Source organism: Pseudotabrizicola alkalilacus (assembly GCF_003443995.1).
Taxonomy (GTDB): domain Bacteria; phylum Pseudomonadota; class Alphaproteobacteria; order Rhodobacterales; family Rhodobacteraceae; genus Pseudotabrizicola; species Pseudotabrizicola alkalilacus.
The window spans coordinates 458,168-473,332 of record NZ_QWEY01000001.1; the positions used below are offsets into that span (position 1 = coordinate 458,168).

Sequence of the window (15,165 nt, forward strand, 5' to 3'; positions counted from 1 at the left end):
ATCTGAAGGAGCGGCTGCGCCGCATTGTTTTTGTCTCGTCGCGCGCGTGCCGCGCGTCTCCTCGGGGCTGCGCTCCGCGCGGGAGTATTTTGAAAGCAGCAAATGTCAGGACGCGGTCTTGGCATTGCTGCTTTTGAAATACTCTCCGGGGGTTGCCAATTGGGTTCGCCATTGGTTCGAGAACCCAATTGGCTGGGGGGCGGAAAGCCCCCCGTACGCCGGTTCAGCCGCGCAGCATCTGCAGCAGAGAGAGCGTCGGTTCCCCCGTCACGGGCAGGCCGCGCGCGCGTTGAAACGCCTCGATCGCGGCGCGGGTTTTGCCGCCGATGACGCCGTCGCTGCCTTCGGTGTCAAAGCCTGCGGCGGTGAGGCGGCGTTGCAGCTCTTGCCGGTCGGCCATGGTCATGCCGGTGGCATCGGGCGGGAAGCTGCTGCGGATCGGGCCTGCGCCGCGCAGCCGGTCGGACAGGTGGCCGACGCCGATGACATAGTTCACCGCGTTGTTGTAACGGGCGATGGCGTTGAAATTGTTGAAGATCAGGAAGGCCGGCCCATTGGCCCCCTGCGGCAGGATGATCGAGCCTGCGCCGTGGTTTGGCAGGCGGCCGCCGTCGGCGGTGGTGACGCCAAGCGCCGACCATGCGTCAGAGCTGCGGCCCTTGCCGCGCCCGGTGACGGCGGTGTTGAAGCCGGCGGGCAGGCGGATCTCGATCCCCCAGGGCTGGCCCTTGCGCCAGCCGGAGCGTGACAGGTAGGCGGCGGCAGAGGCGAGCGCGTCGGTCGGGTCATCGGCCCAGATGTCGCGGCGACCATCGCCGGTGAAATCGACCGCATATTCCAGATAGCTGGTCGGGATGAACTGGGTGTGCCCCATAGCGCCTGCCCAGCTGCCGGTCATGTTGGCGGGGGTGGTGTCGCCATTTTGCAGGATGCGCAGGGCGGCGGTGAGTTGTTGTTCAAAAAACGCGCCGCGCCGTCCGTCATAGGCGAGGGTGGCGAGCGCCGAGATCACCGGCACGGTGCCGCGCCGTTCGCCATACTGGCTTTCCAGACCCCAGACGGCGGTGACCACCTCGGCCTCGACCCCGTAGCGCGATTCGATGGCCGACAGCGTGCTGCGGTGGCGGGCCAAAGCGGCGCGGCCCTTGGCCACGCGGTCCGGGCTGGCGGCAATGGCGAGGTAATCTTCGAGCGTGCGTTTGAATTCGGTCTGGTTGCGGTCACGCTCGATGACGCCGGGCAGGAAGCCCGCAGAACGAAACGCCGTGTCGATGGTGGATTGCGACAGGCCCCGGCCAGCGGCGCGGGACTTGAAGCCATCAACCCAGGCGTCAAACCCGGCATTGGGGACCGGCGACATGCCAGGTTCGGACGCGCGTGAGACGACAGAGCCGGTGCCGCCGCCGCCGACGCAGGCCGACAGCCACAGGGCACCCAATCCGAATGTGAACGCGCGCCGTTGTGCCTGCATGATCTGCCCCTGTGCTTTTGTGTTTTGCCAATGCTAAACCATTGCAGCCGGGTCCGAAAGGCGGCCCTCCGCTACATCTGGCTCAGATACGCAATCCCGCCGATCACGATTGCGGCGGCGATGACGGCAAAGGCGATTTTCCACGCCGACCAGGGGCGTTCACCCTGCACTTTGCCGGTCTGGCCGTTGACCACAAAGCGATAGCTTTTGCCGTTGTATTTATAGGCCGCCATCCAGATCGGCAGCAGGATGTGCTTGAACGTCTCGGCGCTGAAGTCGGTGTTGATCCGGTCGATGCGCTGCTCGTCCCCGCCGATGTCGTGGCGCACGTCCTGCGCGATCTGCGCCGCCATCACCTCACGCGCGATGGTCTGGCCATCGGTCAGGCTGACGGTATAGCCCTCGGACGTGAAGCCCGCCAGATAATCGGGGGAATAGGGCACAAGCGCGCCCAGATCCCAGGGTGCCAGCGCATCGGTGTAGCGGCGCGGCAGCGAGCCGCTGGCCAGCACCAGCACATCATCGAACCGGCGCGACACCCAGCCCGCAGCGGAATGCCAGCGGGTTTTGCGCACCTGTTCCTGCCGCCGTTCATTCTTGCCGTTGACCTGCACGGTCACGGTGCGGGTCTCATAGTAATACTCCCCCCGCGCCCCGGAATAGCGGCTGCGGGTGGCGGCGTCATAGGTCCAGTACGGCACATAAAGGCCGGACAAGGTGCGGCCCTTGCGGGCGTATTCGACCAGACCATTGGGCGCGAACCACAGGCTGCCGAGCCATTGGCCCATCGCCTCGCGGCCCTGACGTTCGGTCAGGGCAAAGGGCAGCACGGCCTGTGGCTTGATAAGGCGTTGGGTGCCGGTGCCGATGGCGACCGGGGTGGCGCAGAACGGGCATTCGGTGGCGTGCTCGGCCCCCTTGAACTCCACCTGCGAGCCGCAGGACGGGCAGGGCGTGATGCGCACGTCTTCCATGTCGGCGGGCGGCAGGTCGTCTTGCAGCGCGCGGTTCAGGTCAAGCTCTTCCAGCGCCGACTGGCGCGCGGGGAGCGCGTCGGGCAGGGCCTGCACATGGCCGCAATGGTCGCATTTCAGCGACAGGTCGCCGGGCGAGTAGCGCAGGTCTGCGCCACAGCTTTCGCAGGGCCAGCGGTGTTCCTGTTCTGCCATGATTGGTCCCGGTTACGGCGCAGGTGGCGGGGGCGGGACGGAGTCGAGCAGGCGTTTGAGCGCAGTGTCGGCGGCCATTTTCCAGCCGTCCTGTCCGGCAGTCCACACCATTGTCGCGCGCGACAACTCACCCGAGGCGGCCATGGTGGCAAGGGTTTGCGCGTCAAACGGGCCCTTGGTCGCGCCGTTTTCGGCCAGGTGCCAGACGGTTGTGGCGGGCGGCGGCGGTGGGGGGGGCGGCGCAGCGGTGGCGGGTGCGGCGGGGGCAGCTGGTGGTGCGCCCCACGGCCCGGCGGCTTGCGCCATGGCGGCCCCCATGCCAGCGGCCATCCCGGCCCCCATCATCGCGCCTGCGCCTGAGGCGGGGTTGGCGATGCCTTCGGCCGCGTTGAACTGCATGTATTTGTTCAGATCGCCCGCGATGCCGATAGAGGTGCGCTTGTCGAGCACCTTTTCGACGTCTTCCGGCAGGCTGATGTTTTCGATGTAGAATTCCGGCAGGGTCAGGCCGTATTCGGCCACCGTCGGGTTGATCGCGGTGGTGACGATCTGCCCCAGATCGCGGGTGTTGGCGGCCATGTCCAGCACCGGGATGCCGGACTTGGCGATGGTCTGGCTGAACTCCTGCACGATGATGTTGCGGATCTGCATCGACACTTCATCAGCGGTGAATTCGCCATCGGTTCCGACGATCTCGCGCAGGAACAGGGCGGGATCACTGACGCGCATCGAATAGGTGCCAAAAGCACGGATGCGGACCGGGCCGAACTCCGGGTCGCGCGTCATGATCGGGTTCTTGGTGCCCCATTTCTGATCGTTGAACCGGGTGGTGTTGATGAAATACACCTCGGATTTGAACGGGCTGTCAAAGCCGTGGTCCCAGTGCTGCAGGGTGGTCATGATCGGCATGTTGTTGGTTTCAAGCATGTAAAGGCCGGGCCCGAACACATCGGCCAGCTGGCCCTCATGCACGAACACCGCCGCCTGGCCCTCGCGCACGGTCAGCTTTGCGCCGTATTTGATCGCCTGCCCCCGGCGCTCAAACCGCCACACCATCGTGTCGCGGGTGTCATCCAGCCAGGAGATGACGTCGATGAACTCACCCTTGAGGAAATCAAAAACCATTGCCAACACTCCTTTTGCCCGTCAGGGCCGCTTAACTTTCGCCGCCCACAAGGGCACGTGCAAGGGATTCGATGATCGGCCGCGCCTCAGCCTCGGCCATGCCGGTGCGCAGGGCGGGGTTGTAGAGCATGCGCAGCATCAGCTCGTCCTGCCCGGTCAGCAGGGCGAACTCCTCGTCGTCGTTAAAGATCGACGGGCGCGCGCGCGGGCTGTCATTGGCAAGACCCATGGCCTGGGCGATTTCCTCGTGCATGCAGGACAGGCGCAACAGGTCGGGGTGTTCGGCGCGGATCACCGCAAAGGCGCGGCTGTAGCGGCCCGAACTGCCCTCGGACATGGCGTAGACCAGACAATAGGTCGACAGCGGCATGTTGGTGATGCCCCCCACCTCGCCCGACGACAGGCCCGGCAGGGCGGCGGCCACGCTGGGGCCAAGCGCGCGGCGCTCATCCTCGTTCACGATGTAGATGAAAAAGTTCGGGGACTGGTCGTTCAGGGCGATGGGATGGCCGGTCAGACGGCTGAGGCGGGCCAGATAGGACCGGATCCGTGCGGTATCAGTGGCGCGGCTGGACGGGCTGACCGAGGGGCCGAAGTGCAGACCGACGCGGACAGGCACCTCCCACCGGCGCAGGCGGCTGGGGGTTTCGCGCTGGATCGGGCCGCCGGGGCCCCGGACGTATTCATCATACAAAGCAACGCGGATGAAGTTTTCCGCCAGCATCCGGTCGGTAAACGGGGTGTCGCGCCCGCCGCCATCAGTGCGCAGCAGCCCGTTCGACAACAGATCGGCCTGCACCCGCGCGAAATGCTGGCGTACCGCCTGACTCGCGGCAGAGGGCGGCGTTTGCGGCACCGCCACCGCCGCCGGGGTGGGGCGGTTGGGGGCATTGGGCGATGTGCGCGGGGCCTGCGGGCTGGCCACGCAGCCCACAAGCGCCAGACCGCACAGGGCGGACACAGACAAACGAAAGGCGGCGGAAACGCGCATCGGAACGGGTTTATCCTTGAGGCTGCTGGACGGGGCGGCGCGCGGTGGCAGAGGCGAGGGTGTCGCGCAATTCCGCCTCCATCTTCTGCAGCTCGGCTTCGGCGGTGGCGCGGCGGGCCTTGCCCTCATCCGCGATCTGCAGGCTGTCGTTGATGGTGGCGATCAGCTGGTCATTGGCCTGTTTGACCGACGCGATGTCGAACACGCCGCGCTCCATTTCTTCACGCACCACACGGTTGGTTTCGCGCAGATTGTCGGCGTTTTTGGTGAGCAACTCGTTGGTCAGGTCATTGGCCCCGCGCACCGCTTCGGCGGCCTCGCGCGACCGCTGGATGGTGACGGCCTGCGCCAGCTGGGTTTCCCACAGCGGCACGGTGTTCACCAGCGTCGAGTTGATCTTGGTGACCAGCGATTTGTCATTTTCCTGCACCAGCCGGATCGAGGGCAGCGATTGCATGGTGACTTGCCGCGTCAGTTTCAGATCATGCACCCGGCGTTCCAGATCGTCGCGTGCGGCGCGCAGGTCGCGCAGCTCCTGTGCCTTTTTGACCTGATCATTTTCGGACGCTGCCGCCACTACAGCCTCTGCGGCGGGTATGGTGGTGGCATCCAGATCGGCCAGCTTTGCCTCGCCCGCCGCGATATAGAGCGCCAGTTCATCATAGAAGTTCAGCGTTTTCGCATAGAGCATATCCAGCGCGCGGATATCCTTGAGCAGTGTATGCTCATGATGCAGCAGCTCTTCGGTGACCTTGTCGATCTGGCTTTGCACCGTTTCATAACGGGCGACGAAATTGGCAAAGGGCGCGGCGCGCCCCGTCAGCTTTTCCCACCAGCTGCGGTCGCGGCGCAGGTCCAGCTCTTCGGCACCAAAGCCGCGGATGGTGGTGACGATCTTGCGCAGGCTGTCGCCCGCCGGGCCTGCGTCCTTGTTCTTCACATCGGCCAGCATTTCCTGAGAAATGACCTGCAACTCGGCTTGCGCCCTGGAGCCGAACGAGATGATCGACTGGGTGTTGGCCATATCCAGCTCTGCCATGCGGCTGCGGATTTCTCCGGCCTTGTCGCCGGTGGCCGCCGCCAGCGGCACGATCTCACCGCCCGGTTCGGGCAGGATGACGGCGGTGACTTCCTCGATCTGGGTCAGGGCGCGGGCGGCCTGTTCGCGGGTGGTTTCGGTCATGGCGTCATTCTCACTGTTTTCGGGCACTATTCGGGGAATGGATCAGGCTTCGGCTTTCAGCCGGTCGCGCAGGACCGAGATTTCGACATCCAGATCGCTGCGGTTGTCGCTCAGCAGGCGGCGCGAGCGGTCGGCAAAGGTGGTTTCCAGATCATCCAGCAGCGCCAGATAATCGCCGCGCGCCTGCGCATCGCGCGACCGGGCGTACAGATCGGCAAACTTGACCGTCGCATCACGCGCGCCCATCAAATAGACCGACAGGTACTTGCGGGCGGCGGTCAGATCGCGCGGATCTTCCTCGACCGTGCGGAACAGCTGGCGGGCGGCGGCGGTGAACCGGTCCACCCGGCCCTCCAGCTGGCGGTCATTCGCGCGCAGGATGGCATCGCGCATCGCGGTCAGATGCTTTTCCGCCTCATCCACGGCGCGGGCAACACGGTCGGTCTGAAAGGTATCAATCCCTTCGGCCCCCTTGTCGCGCAGCGGATCGGCGCCGAAGGTGTTGAAATGCAGCGCTGCCCCGGCCACGCCGAACAGCAGCGGATACAGCAGCCCGTCATGGTTCATCAGCCCGCCCACGACCAAGGCGGCCCCGGTCAGCACCGAGCCAAAGATCTTGCGCGGAAAGGCGGGGCGGCGGGCAACCTTGCGCTGGTCATAGGCGGCATGGGCCTTCAGCCCCTCACGGGTCAGAAAGGCGGCGGCCAGCAGCAGCGCTGTCGCGCCAAGGCCGAACATCAGCTGTCGCGGGCTGCCGGTAAAGGCGGCGGGCAAAAAGACCAGCGCCGCAATGCCCATAAACCGGGCACGACCCGCGCCTTTGAGCGGTTGCTTGCCGTCAAACGGATGCGCAGGGGGCAAATCCCCCTTTGGGTCGGGGGTGCCGGGGCTGAACTTGCCACCAAAACGCTGCGCCATCTACAGCCCCCCGCCAAAGGCCACATAAGCAACAAGCCCGATGAGCAGGACAAAGGACAGAGTTTGCATCCCGTTTCCGGTCATTTCAGCCTCATTCTGGCAGCGGCGCGGCGACGGGCGGGCCTGCTTCTTTAGTATAGGGTAAGCAAGACTGCCTTGCCAGAGGTGACGCAGGGGGGAACTCATGCAATGCGTTCCCCCCGCGACAGTCACCGGGGTCTACTTCCGGCGCGGCGGTGGTTTCGGGCTGCCACCGCGCGGTGCTGCAGGGCCTGCGTTGCGGGTGCTGGGCTTGGCCGCTGTGGTGGTGCGACCGCGCGGTTTCGGCGCGGCGGTGTCGCCCTCGATCTGCAACGAGGTGGGGCGGCGGGTGGGTTTGGCGGCAGCTTTGGTCGCAGGTTTTGTCGCAGGTTTGGTTGCGGTGGCCCAGCTGTCAGCCAGTTGCCCCAAGGCCTTGCGGCCCCGCGTGCTGGTCATCGCACCCGGAGCCTTGGCCGTGTTGCGGTCGGGCTTGCCCGTGGTGGCACGGGCAGGTTTTGCTGCGTCGTCGCGCGGGGCGGTGCCGCGCACCGGCCTGTCACCTGGCGTTGTCCGCATGGGCCGGGGGCCGGTGCTGCGCGCCGGGCGGTCGTCATCGCCTGCGGTGCGGCTGGTGGTGCGGACCCGCGATTTCGGTTTGGTCGGCACCTCGGAGGCGTCTTCGATCTGGCCCGAGATCAACGCGCCCAACTGGTCGCGCATCACCCGCGCCTTGATCTCCTCGACATCGCCCGGCTCCATCTCGTTCAGGCGGAACGGGCCGTAGCTGACGCGGATCAGCCGGTTCACAGTCATGCCGATGGCGAACATGGCGCGGCGGATCTCGCGGTTCTTGCCTTCGCGCAGGCCGATGGTCAGCCAGGCATTGGCCCCCTGATGGCGGTCGATCTTGACCTCCATCGGCTGAAACCGTTCGCCATCTATGGTGATGCCCTTGCGCAGCGGTTCGATCTCGGGTTCGGTCGGGTTGCCCTTGACCCGCACCCGGTACTTGCGCAGCCAGCCGGTCGAGGGCAGTTCCAGCTGCCGTTTCAGCGCGCCGTCATTGGTCAGGAGCAGCAGGCCTTCGGAATTGAGGTCGAGCCGACCGATCGACATGACGCGCGGCATGTCTTCGGGCAGGTGGTCGAACACCGTGTCGCGGCCCTTTTCATCCGAGGCAGAGGTGACAAGCCCCTCGGGCTTGTAATACAGCCACAGCCGCGCCGGTTCGGGCGCGCCGACCGGCTGGCCGGAAACGGTGATCTTGTCCGCAGCGGTGACGTTCAGCGCGGGGGAGGTGACGAGCTTGCCATTGACCGTAACCTCGCCCGCCTCGATCAGCCGTTCGGCCTCGCGCCGCGAGGAAATGCCGGCGCGGGACAGCACCTTGGCAATGCGCTCGCCTTCGGGCGATGCGGATTTGGGCGCAGCTTTCGGGGTGGCTTTCGGGCGGGGTGGCTTTTCATTTGCGGTCATGACTGTCATCCTTGGCACCGGGTGCCCAGCCTTGGGGGCTGTCTGCGCGCCCAGGCCGATTGGTCTTTCGGACCAATGGCGAACCCGATTGGCTGACCCCGAGAGTATTTGAGCCAGGATGAAAGAGCAACGCGGGTTTACCTCCTTTATGGAGCTGGCGCTGGAAGAGGCCCGGGCGGCGGCGCGGCGCGGCGAGGTTCCGGTGGGAGCGGTGGTGGTGTCGCCGGGGGGCGCAGTGGTCGCGCGGGCGGGGAACCGGACGCGGGAGCTGAGCGATCCGACCGCCCATGCCGAGGTGCTGGCGATCCGCGAGGCCTGCCGGTTGGCGGGGTCAGAGCGGCTGGTGGGGTATGATCTGTATGTGACGCTGGAGCCGTGCGCGATGTGTGCCGCTGCGATCGCGGCAGCACGGGTGGGGCGGCTGTATTATGGGGCCTCGGACCCCAAGAGCGGCGGCGTGGCGGTGGGCGCGCGGGTGTTTTCCCACCCACAATGCCATCATGTGCCAGAGGTTTATGATGGCATCGGGGCGGGCGAGGCAGAGGGGCTGTTGCGGGCGTTCTTTGCCGGGCGGCGGGGGGTGTGACCCCCTGTGTTACAAGTTTCGATTCCCTTTGAAATCAGGGGCTTGACCCATGGATTTCAAGGAAATCTTAACCGTTTGACGTCGGTGCACCACCTGTGAGCGGCGGGGCAATCAGAACCGGATCGGCTCCAGTACCTCTGGTTCGACCAGCCGCACGCCGGGCGGCAGGCCAGCCTTGAGCGCATTTGCATCCTGCGCGAGGATCGGGAAAGTCTTGTAATGGCAGGGGATCACGGTCTTGAAGTTGAAATACCGCCGGGCGGCATAGGCGGCGCGCGCCATATCCATGGTGTAATGCCCGCCGCAGCTTAGAATGCCGATGCTGGGTTTGTGATAATCGGCCATCCAGTCCATATCGGCCATGATGTCAGTGTCGCCCGACACATAGATCACCTGCCCCTCACCGGCGATCATGAAGCCCGCAGCTGAGCCGCCGGGGATCAGGGTGCCATCGGCAAAGTCGATGCTGGCGGAATGGGTGGCATTGACCATGGTGATCCTGGCGCCGCCCGCATCCAGCGTGCCGCCCTTGCCAAAGCCGGTGACGTTTTCCACGCCTTGCGCGGTGAGCCATGTCGCCAGCTCGTGAATCGCCGCAACGGCGGCGCCGGTTTCCTGCGCCAGTTTCACCGCCTCGGATGCGTGGTCGCCATGCGCATGGGTCAGAAAGATATGGGTGACGCCCGACAGCGCTTCGGCCCGGCGGGCATCAGGGAAAGACGGGTTGCCGTTGAGCCATGGGTCGATCAGCAGGACAGCGTTTTCAATTTCGATCCGAAAGCCGGAATGGCCAAGCCAGATGATCTGCATGGGATGCGCCCCTTGTTCTGTGATGTGTTGCAGGGAAACTGAGCGCTGCGCGCGGCTTTGACAAGGGCCGGGGCAGATGCGCGGGCTTGCAGCCTGAAAGACGCGGGGCTAAACGATGCGGGTTATTGCAGGGAAAGGGCCCAAAATGTCCATCGACATCGACACCGCCCGCAAGGTGGCGAAACTGTCCCGTATCCGGGTGGAAGAGGGCGATCTGCCCGCTCTGGCCGAAAAGCTGTCGTCGATCCTTGGGTTCATGGAGCAGCTGAAGGATGTGGATGTGGAGGGCGTAGAGCCGATGACATCGGTGACGCCGATGCGGCTGAAGCGCCGGGTGGACGAGGTGACGGATGGCAGCCAGCAGGCCGCCGTGCTGAAAAACGCGCCCGATGCGCGTGAGGGGTTCTTTGCCGTGCCGAAGGTGGTGGAATGAGCGCGAACATGACGGGTGCAAACGGCTGGACGATTGCGGCGGCGCGCGATGCGCTGCGCAAGGGTGACGTGACGGCGGTCGATCTGACCATGGCCTGCCTGACCGCGATAGATGCGGGCGACGGGCTGAACGCCTTTGTCCACAAAACGCCGGAGCTGGCGCTGGAGCAGGCGCGGGCGGCGGATGCGCGGCTGGCGGCGGGCGATGCCCCCGCGATGTGCGGCATTCCGATCGGCGTGAAGGATCTGTTTGCGGTCAAGGGCGTGCCGACTCAGGCCGGGTCGAACATTCTGCGCGGGTTCAAGCCCGAGTACGAATCGACGGTGACCACCAAGCTGTGGGGCGCGGGGGCGGTTTGCCTTGGCAAGCTGAACATGGACGAATTCGCGATGGGATCGTCGACCGAGTCGTCGTGCTACGGTCCTGCGGTGAACCCTTGGAAGGTGGACGCGCGCAAGCTGACGCCGGGCGGCTCGTCGGGCGGGTCGGCGGCGGCGGTGGCGGCAGATCTGTGTCTGGCCGCGACCGGGACCGATACCGGCGGCTCGATCCGCCAGCCTGCGGCGTTCTGCGGCATCACCGGCATCAAGCCGACCTATGGGCGGGTGTCGCGTTGGGGTGTGGTGGCCTATGCGTCATCGCTGGATCAGGCCGGGCCGATGACCCGGTCGGTGCGCGATGCGGCGATCATGCTGGGCGCGATGGCCGGGCATGATGCCAAGGATTCGACCAGTGCCGATCTGGCGGTGCCTGATTTCGAGGCGGCACTGTCCGGCGATATTCGCGGGAAGAAGATCGGGATTCCACGTGAGTATCGTCTGGACGGGATGCCGGGCGAGATTGCCGCACTGTGGGATCGCGGCATGGACATGATGCGCGATGCCGGGGCCGAGATTGTCGATATCTCGCTGCCACATGCAAAATATGCGCTGCCGACCTATTACGTGATCGCGCCTGCCGAGGCGTCGTCGAACCTCGCCCGCTATGACGGGGTGCGCTATGGCCACCGCGCCAGGCTGGCGCAGGGCGATGGCATCACCGAGATGTATGAAAAGACCCGCGCCGAAGGCTTTGGCCCCGAGACGCAGCGCCGGATCATGGCGGGCACCTATGTGCTGTCGGCAGGGTTCTATGACGCCTACTACAACCGGGCGCGCAAGGTGCGTGCGCTGATCAAGCGCGACTTTGAACAGGCTTTCGCGGCAGGGATTGATGCGATTCTGGCCCCGGCCACGCCGTCTTCGGCCTTTGGTCTGGGCGAGCAGGGCGGGGCGGACCCGGTCGAGATGTATCTGAACGACGTGTTCACGGTGACGCTGAACCTCGCAGGTCTGCCGGGGGTTGCGGTGCCGGTCGGGCTGGATGCCAAGGGCCTGCCGCTGGGGCTGCAACTGATCGGACGGCCATGGGAAGAGGCGGATCTGCTCAATCACGCCTATGTGCTGGAGCGTGCTGCGGGCTTTGTGGCCAAACCGGCGAAATGGTGGTAATTGCGGCGGTTGAATTCACATTTGGGTCTGTCAGATCATGCGCGTTTCCCTGATTTTGCTTTTGCCTTTGACGATCGCGGCCTGCGCGCCTGCGGTGCCCGACAGCGGCGCCGGGGTCGGGTTTCAGGATTACAATTCCTATATGCGCGACCGCGATGCAGCGGCGGGGCGTCCGCAAGCGATTGTCACGCCGGGCTTTTCGCCCGACCAGATCGGCGCTGCGATTGACCGGGCCGACGGGCAGGGCGGCATCGCACCTGCGACGGGGCCGGTGACAGGGTCGGTGATCGGGGCAAGCCCGGCACTGGGCGGCGATACGTCGGCCATCCGCCCGCGCGGCAATGCGCCTGCGGGCATCCGCGAAGAAACCGGCGAGGCGGCGCGGATTGCCAGCCTGGGCGGCGGCGCGCGGATCTCGGACGAGAATGACTTTGACGCCGTCGCCAGCCGTGAGACGATTGAGAGTGACCGCGCCCGCATCGACCGCAACCGCGCGCAGTATCAGGTGATCCAGCCCGGCGCGTTGCCGGTGCGACCGGGTGATGCCGGGCCGAACATTGTCGATTACGCGCTGGCCACCAACCACCCGCGCGGCACGCAGTTGTATAAGCGGTCGTCGTTTGGCGCGGGCAATGCGGCGGGCAAATGCGCAGGCTATGCCTCGCCCGATCTGGCGCAACAGGCGTTTCTGGCGCGCGGCGGGCCAGAGCGTGACCGGCTGGGGCTGGACCCCGATGGCGACGGCTACGCCTGCGCCTGGGATCCGAGCCCGTACCGGCTGCGGTGAGCAGGCTGTCGCCCGGAACGGGTGCGCAGTGGCCGTCGCCGAATTCCTCCGACCGGCGCGGCGGGGTAACCCCGTCGCTGATCGTCATCCATTACACCGCGATGGAAAGCTGCGCCGCCGCCCGCGCGCGGCTGTGTGACCCCGCGGCAGAGGTCTCGGCGCATTGGCTGATCTCGCGTCATGGCGCGGCGGAGGCACTGGTGGACGAGGACAAGCGGGCCTGGCACGCGGGCGCGGGGGAATGGGCGGGTATTGCCGATGTGAACTCGCATTCCGTCGGGATCGAGCTGGACAATCGCGGCAATGAGCCGTTTCCCGAGGCGCAGATGGCGGCGCTGGAGGCCCTGCTGGCAGGCATCATGGCACGCTGGCAGATTCCGGCCCATCGGGTGATCGGCCATTCCGACATGGCCCCCGACCGCAAATCCGACCCCGGCCCGCGCTTTGACTGGCAAAGACTGGCCCGGCAGGGCCTGTCGGTCTGGCCTGACCTGACCGGGACCGATCCCGCGCCCGACTTCCTGTCATCCGCACGCCGCTTTGGCTACCCGGCCCTGAGCAAAGATCTGGTGCTGCGGGCCTTTCGCTGGCGCTTCCGGCCCTATGCTACCGGGCCGGTCACGCCAACCGATGCCGCGCTGGCCGCCGCCCTTGCGTTGCGCTTTGGCGTTGACGCCCCCGCCGCACAGGCGTAAGCCCCGCAACGCGCGGATGGCTGGATGACCGCGGGGGCGCAAGCCTTCGAGGAAAGTCCGGACTCCATGAAGCAAGGGTGCCGGGTAACCCCCGGCGGGGGCAACCCCAGGGAAAGCGCCACAGAGAACAGACTTCCCTGTTGTTTGAGAGGTTCGCCTCTCGCGCGGCAGGGAACAGGTGAAACGGTGGGGTAAAAGCCCACCGCGGGACTGGTAACAGGACCGGCACGGCAAGCCCCACCCGGAGCAATGCCGAATAGGGGCCTTGTGTGGAAAGGTCTGCGACGGTCAAAGGCGCAAGCCCGAGGCGACAGCAGAGACCTCCACAGGGACGCTTCAGCCCAAAGGCCCGGGTTGGCAGCTTGACTGCATCTGGTAACAGGTGCGGCAGAGGAATGGTCATCCAGAGGCGAAAGCCTTGGACAGAATCCGGCTTACAGGCCATCCGCGCAATTCTTGCCAGCGTTGCAAGGGGGCTTTGCCCCCTCGGCTTCGCCTCACCCCCAGGATATTTAGAGACAGAAAATGTGCATTTTCTGTCTGAAAATATCCCCGCCGGAGGCAGTCTGCCCGCCGGTTGCGGCACCGCCGCAGAGGCGGGAAAACAGCGTGCGCGCATCGCGCGCTCCATTGAATCTGAAGAAGATCGGGGGACTTCGCGTTTGGCTGTTGACTCTGCGGTGCGCACGGGTAAAAGGCGGGCTTCAAGGATTTCGCGGGGCAACGGTGTTTCCCCGATGCAGGAGAGACGACTATGGCCAAACCGGCGACGATCAAGATCCGTCTGAACTCGACGGCTGGCACCGGGCATTTCTATGTCACCAAAAAGAATGCCCGGACCATGACCGAAAAGATGACGGTCCGTAAATACGACCCCGTCAAGCGCGAGCATGTCGAGTACAAGGAAGGCAAGATCAAGTAAGATCCTGCTGACCCGTGTCTGAGGGCCGCCTTTGGGCGGCCTTTTGCATTTCAAGCGATGGAGCAGGCGATGCGGCGCATCATGCCATGAATCGTATTATGATCGTCGGCCAGCCGGGGTCGGGGAAATCGACGCTGGCGCGGGCCTTGGGCGAACAGTCCGGGCTGCCGGTGGTGCATATTGATCACATCCACTGGATGCCGGGCTGGATCGAGCGGCCGCGCGATGAGAAGACCCGGCTGTGCCACGCGGCCGAGGCGGGTGAGGCCTGGATCTTTGAGGGCGGGCATTCGGCGACCTGGACCAACCGGCTGGCGCGGGCGGAGATGCTGATCTGGCTGGATCTGCCGCTCTGGCTGCGATTCGGCCGGGTGGTGTGGCGCACGCTGCGCTATCAGGGCCGCAATCGCCCCGACCTGCCCCCCGATTGCCCGGAGGGGTTTCACCGCGAAACGCTGCCGTTCTGGCGCTTTATCTGGCGCACGCGCCACACCTCGCGGGCGGGGATCCAGCGGCTGTGGGACAACGCCCCTGCGAGCAAGCAGCGGGTGCGCCTGACCTCGGCGCGCGCGGTGCGGCGGTTTGTGCGCGGCTTTGGCGATCAGTCGGGGGTGCGATAGGGCGAGTCGGCGGGCTGGCCCTGCAGGTCGGTATAGCGGCGCTGGAGCGGGCTGCGGGTGACGTGCAGCACGCGGTCGTGGTCGGGGTAGGTGACCACGTCCGCAGGGCTACGGGTGCCGATCACCAGATAGCGAGCCTCGGCTATGCTGTGGTTGTGCAGGCAATGGCCCAGCGGCGTACCCGCCTTGAAGGTGGCGGTGTCGCCGGGGCGCAGGAAGGTGGTGGTGTCACCCTCAACCAGCGTGACCTCACCCGCCAGCATATGGATCATCTCATCCTCATGCGCGTGCCAGTGCTTGAGCGAAGAGGCGGAGCCGGGGGGCAGGATTTCGATAAAGGCGCCGAACTGGGTCAGGTCGCCGGTGTCGGACAACAGCAGCGCGCGGTAGGGGCCGCTGGCGGAGTCGGTCCCGTCAGAGCTGTCGGTCAGGGCTTCGGCAAGCGGGAAGTGGGGCATCGCGGCTCTC

16 protein-coding genes and 1 other RNA gene are annotated in these 15,165 nt (G+C 65.7%); 8 read left to right on the plus strand and 9 right to left on the minus strand.

Translation table 11 applies throughout. The features are described 5' to 3' along the window. Window positions 1-223: 223 nt before the first annotated feature. The 7 genes from D1012_RS02230 to D1012_RS02260 form a co-directional block, all read right to left on the minus strand. Window positions 224-1,471 carry a lytic murein transglycosylase gene (locus D1012_RS02230; RefSeq protein ID WP_118149685.1) on the minus strand — a complete coding sequence of 416 codons (1,248 nt, stop codon included), beginning with the start codon at window positions 1,469-1,471 and terminating at the stop codon, window positions 224-226. 71 nt (window positions 1,472-1,542) lie between these two features. Beyond that, complete coding sequence (locus tag D1012_RS02235; protein ID WP_118149686.1) at window positions 1,543-2,640, minus strand: TFIIB-type zinc ribbon-containing protein; 1,098 nt, start codon at window positions 2,638-2,640, stop codon at window positions 1,543-1,545. A 12-nt stretch (window positions 2,641-2,652) separates the two neighbouring features. Continuing rightward, window positions 2,653-3,765 carry an SPFH domain-containing protein gene (locus tag D1012_RS02240; protein ID WP_118149687.1) on the minus strand — a complete coding sequence of 371 codons (1,113 nt, stop codon included), beginning with the start codon at window positions 3,763-3,765 and terminating at the stop codon, window positions 2,653-2,655. A 31-nt stretch (window positions 3,766-3,796) separates the two neighbouring features. Then, the gene (locus tag D1012_RS02245; RefSeq protein WP_118149688.1) at window positions 3,797-4,756 is read right to left on the minus strand and encodes a DUF2927 domain-containing protein; all 960 of its coding nucleotides are present in this window, start codon (window positions 4,754-4,756) and stop codon (window positions 3,797-3,799) included. A 10-nt stretch (window positions 4,757-4,766) separates the two neighbouring features. Further along, complete coding sequence (locus D1012_RS02250) at window positions 4,767-5,939, minus strand: toxic anion resistance protein (RefSeq protein ID WP_118149689.1); 1,173 nt, start codon at window positions 5,937-5,939, stop codon at window positions 4,767-4,769. Between the two features lie 42 nt (window positions 5,940-5,981). After that, the gene (locus D1012_RS02255; RefSeq protein WP_118149690.1) at window positions 5,982-6,857 is read right to left on the minus strand and encodes a 5-bromo-4-chloroindolyl phosphate hydrolysis family protein; all 876 of its coding nucleotides are present in this window, start codon (window positions 6,855-6,857) and stop codon (window positions 5,982-5,984) included. Between the two features lie 219 nt (window positions 6,858-7,076). After that, on the minus strand, window positions 7,077-8,354 hold the full coding sequence (locus tag D1012_RS02260) for a pseudouridine synthase (protein WP_118149691.1): 1,278 nt from the start codon (window positions 8,352-8,354) through the stop codon (window positions 7,077-7,079). 118 nt (window positions 8,355-8,472) lie between these two features. Here D1012_RS02260 and D1012_RS02265 point away from each other — a divergent pair, with 118 nt between their 5' ends. After that, entirely contained in the window at window positions 8,473-8,940 is a 468-nt protein-coding gene (locus tag D1012_RS02265) for a nucleoside deaminase (protein WP_118149692.1), read from the plus strand. 111 nt (window positions 8,941-9,051) lie between these two features. Here the strand turns inward: D1012_RS02265 and D1012_RS02270 are convergent, their stop codons facing one another. Beyond that, complete coding sequence (locus D1012_RS02270) at window positions 9,052-9,750, minus strand: metal-dependent hydrolase (protein WP_118149693.1); 699 nt, start codon at window positions 9,748-9,750, stop codon at window positions 9,052-9,054. 145 nt (window positions 9,751-9,895) lie between these two features. Here D1012_RS02270 and gatC point away from each other — a divergent pair, with 145 nt between their 5' ends. From gatC to D1012_RS02305, 7 genes are all read left to right on the plus strand, one after another. Continuing rightward, a complete protein-coding gene (gatC, locus tag D1012_RS02275; RefSeq protein WP_118149694.1) occupies window positions 9,896-10,183 on the plus strand; it encodes an Asp-tRNA(Asn)/Glu-tRNA(Gln) amidotransferase subunit GatC in 288 nt (95 codons plus the stop codon). 8 nt (window positions 10,184-10,191) lie between these two features. Beyond that, window positions 10,192-11,673 carry an Asp-tRNA(Asn)/Glu-tRNA(Gln) amidotransferase subunit GatA gene (gene gatA / locus D1012_RS02280; RefSeq protein WP_118150032.1) on the plus strand — a complete coding sequence of 494 codons (1,482 nt, stop codon included), beginning with the start codon at window positions 10,192-10,194 and terminating at the stop codon, window positions 11,671-11,673. A gap of 37 nt (window positions 11,674-11,710) precedes the next feature. Further along, entirely contained in the window at window positions 11,711-12,460 is a 750-nt protein-coding gene (locus D1012_RS02285; protein ID WP_118149695.1) for a hypothetical protein, read from the plus strand. Then, window positions 12,457-13,155 carry an N-acetylmuramoyl-L-alanine amidase gene (locus D1012_RS02290; RefSeq protein ID WP_233516991.1) on the plus strand — a complete coding sequence of 233 codons (699 nt, stop codon included), beginning with the start codon at window positions 12,457-12,459 and terminating at the stop codon, window positions 13,153-13,155. The genes D1012_RS02285 and D1012_RS02290 overlap by 4 nt, the downstream gene beginning before the upstream one ends. A gap of 12 nt (window positions 13,156-13,167) precedes the next feature. Next, window positions 13,168-13,608, plus strand: an RNA gene (gene rnpB, locus D1012_RS02295) — RNase P RNA component class A. Between the two features lie 301 nt (window positions 13,609-13,909). Beyond that, the gene (rpmG, locus tag D1012_RS02300) at window positions 13,910-14,077 is read left to right on the plus strand and encodes a 50S ribosomal protein L33 (protein WP_100197186.1); all 168 of its coding nucleotides are present in this window, start codon (window positions 13,910-13,912) and stop codon (window positions 14,075-14,077) included. A gap of 86 nt (window positions 14,078-14,163) precedes the next feature. Further along, window positions 14,164-14,697, plus strand: a complete 534-nt coding sequence (locus D1012_RS02305) for an AAA family ATPase (protein WP_118149696.1) — start codon at window positions 14,164-14,166, stop codon at window positions 14,695-14,697. Here the strand turns inward: D1012_RS02305 and D1012_RS02310 are convergent. Continuing rightward, window positions 14,679-15,155, minus strand: a complete 477-nt coding sequence (locus D1012_RS02310) for a cupin domain-containing protein (RefSeq protein ID WP_118149697.1) — start codon at window positions 15,153-15,155, stop codon at window positions 14,679-14,681. The genes D1012_RS02305 and D1012_RS02310 overlap by 19 nt on opposite strands. Window positions 15,156-15,165: the final 10 nt, after the last annotated feature.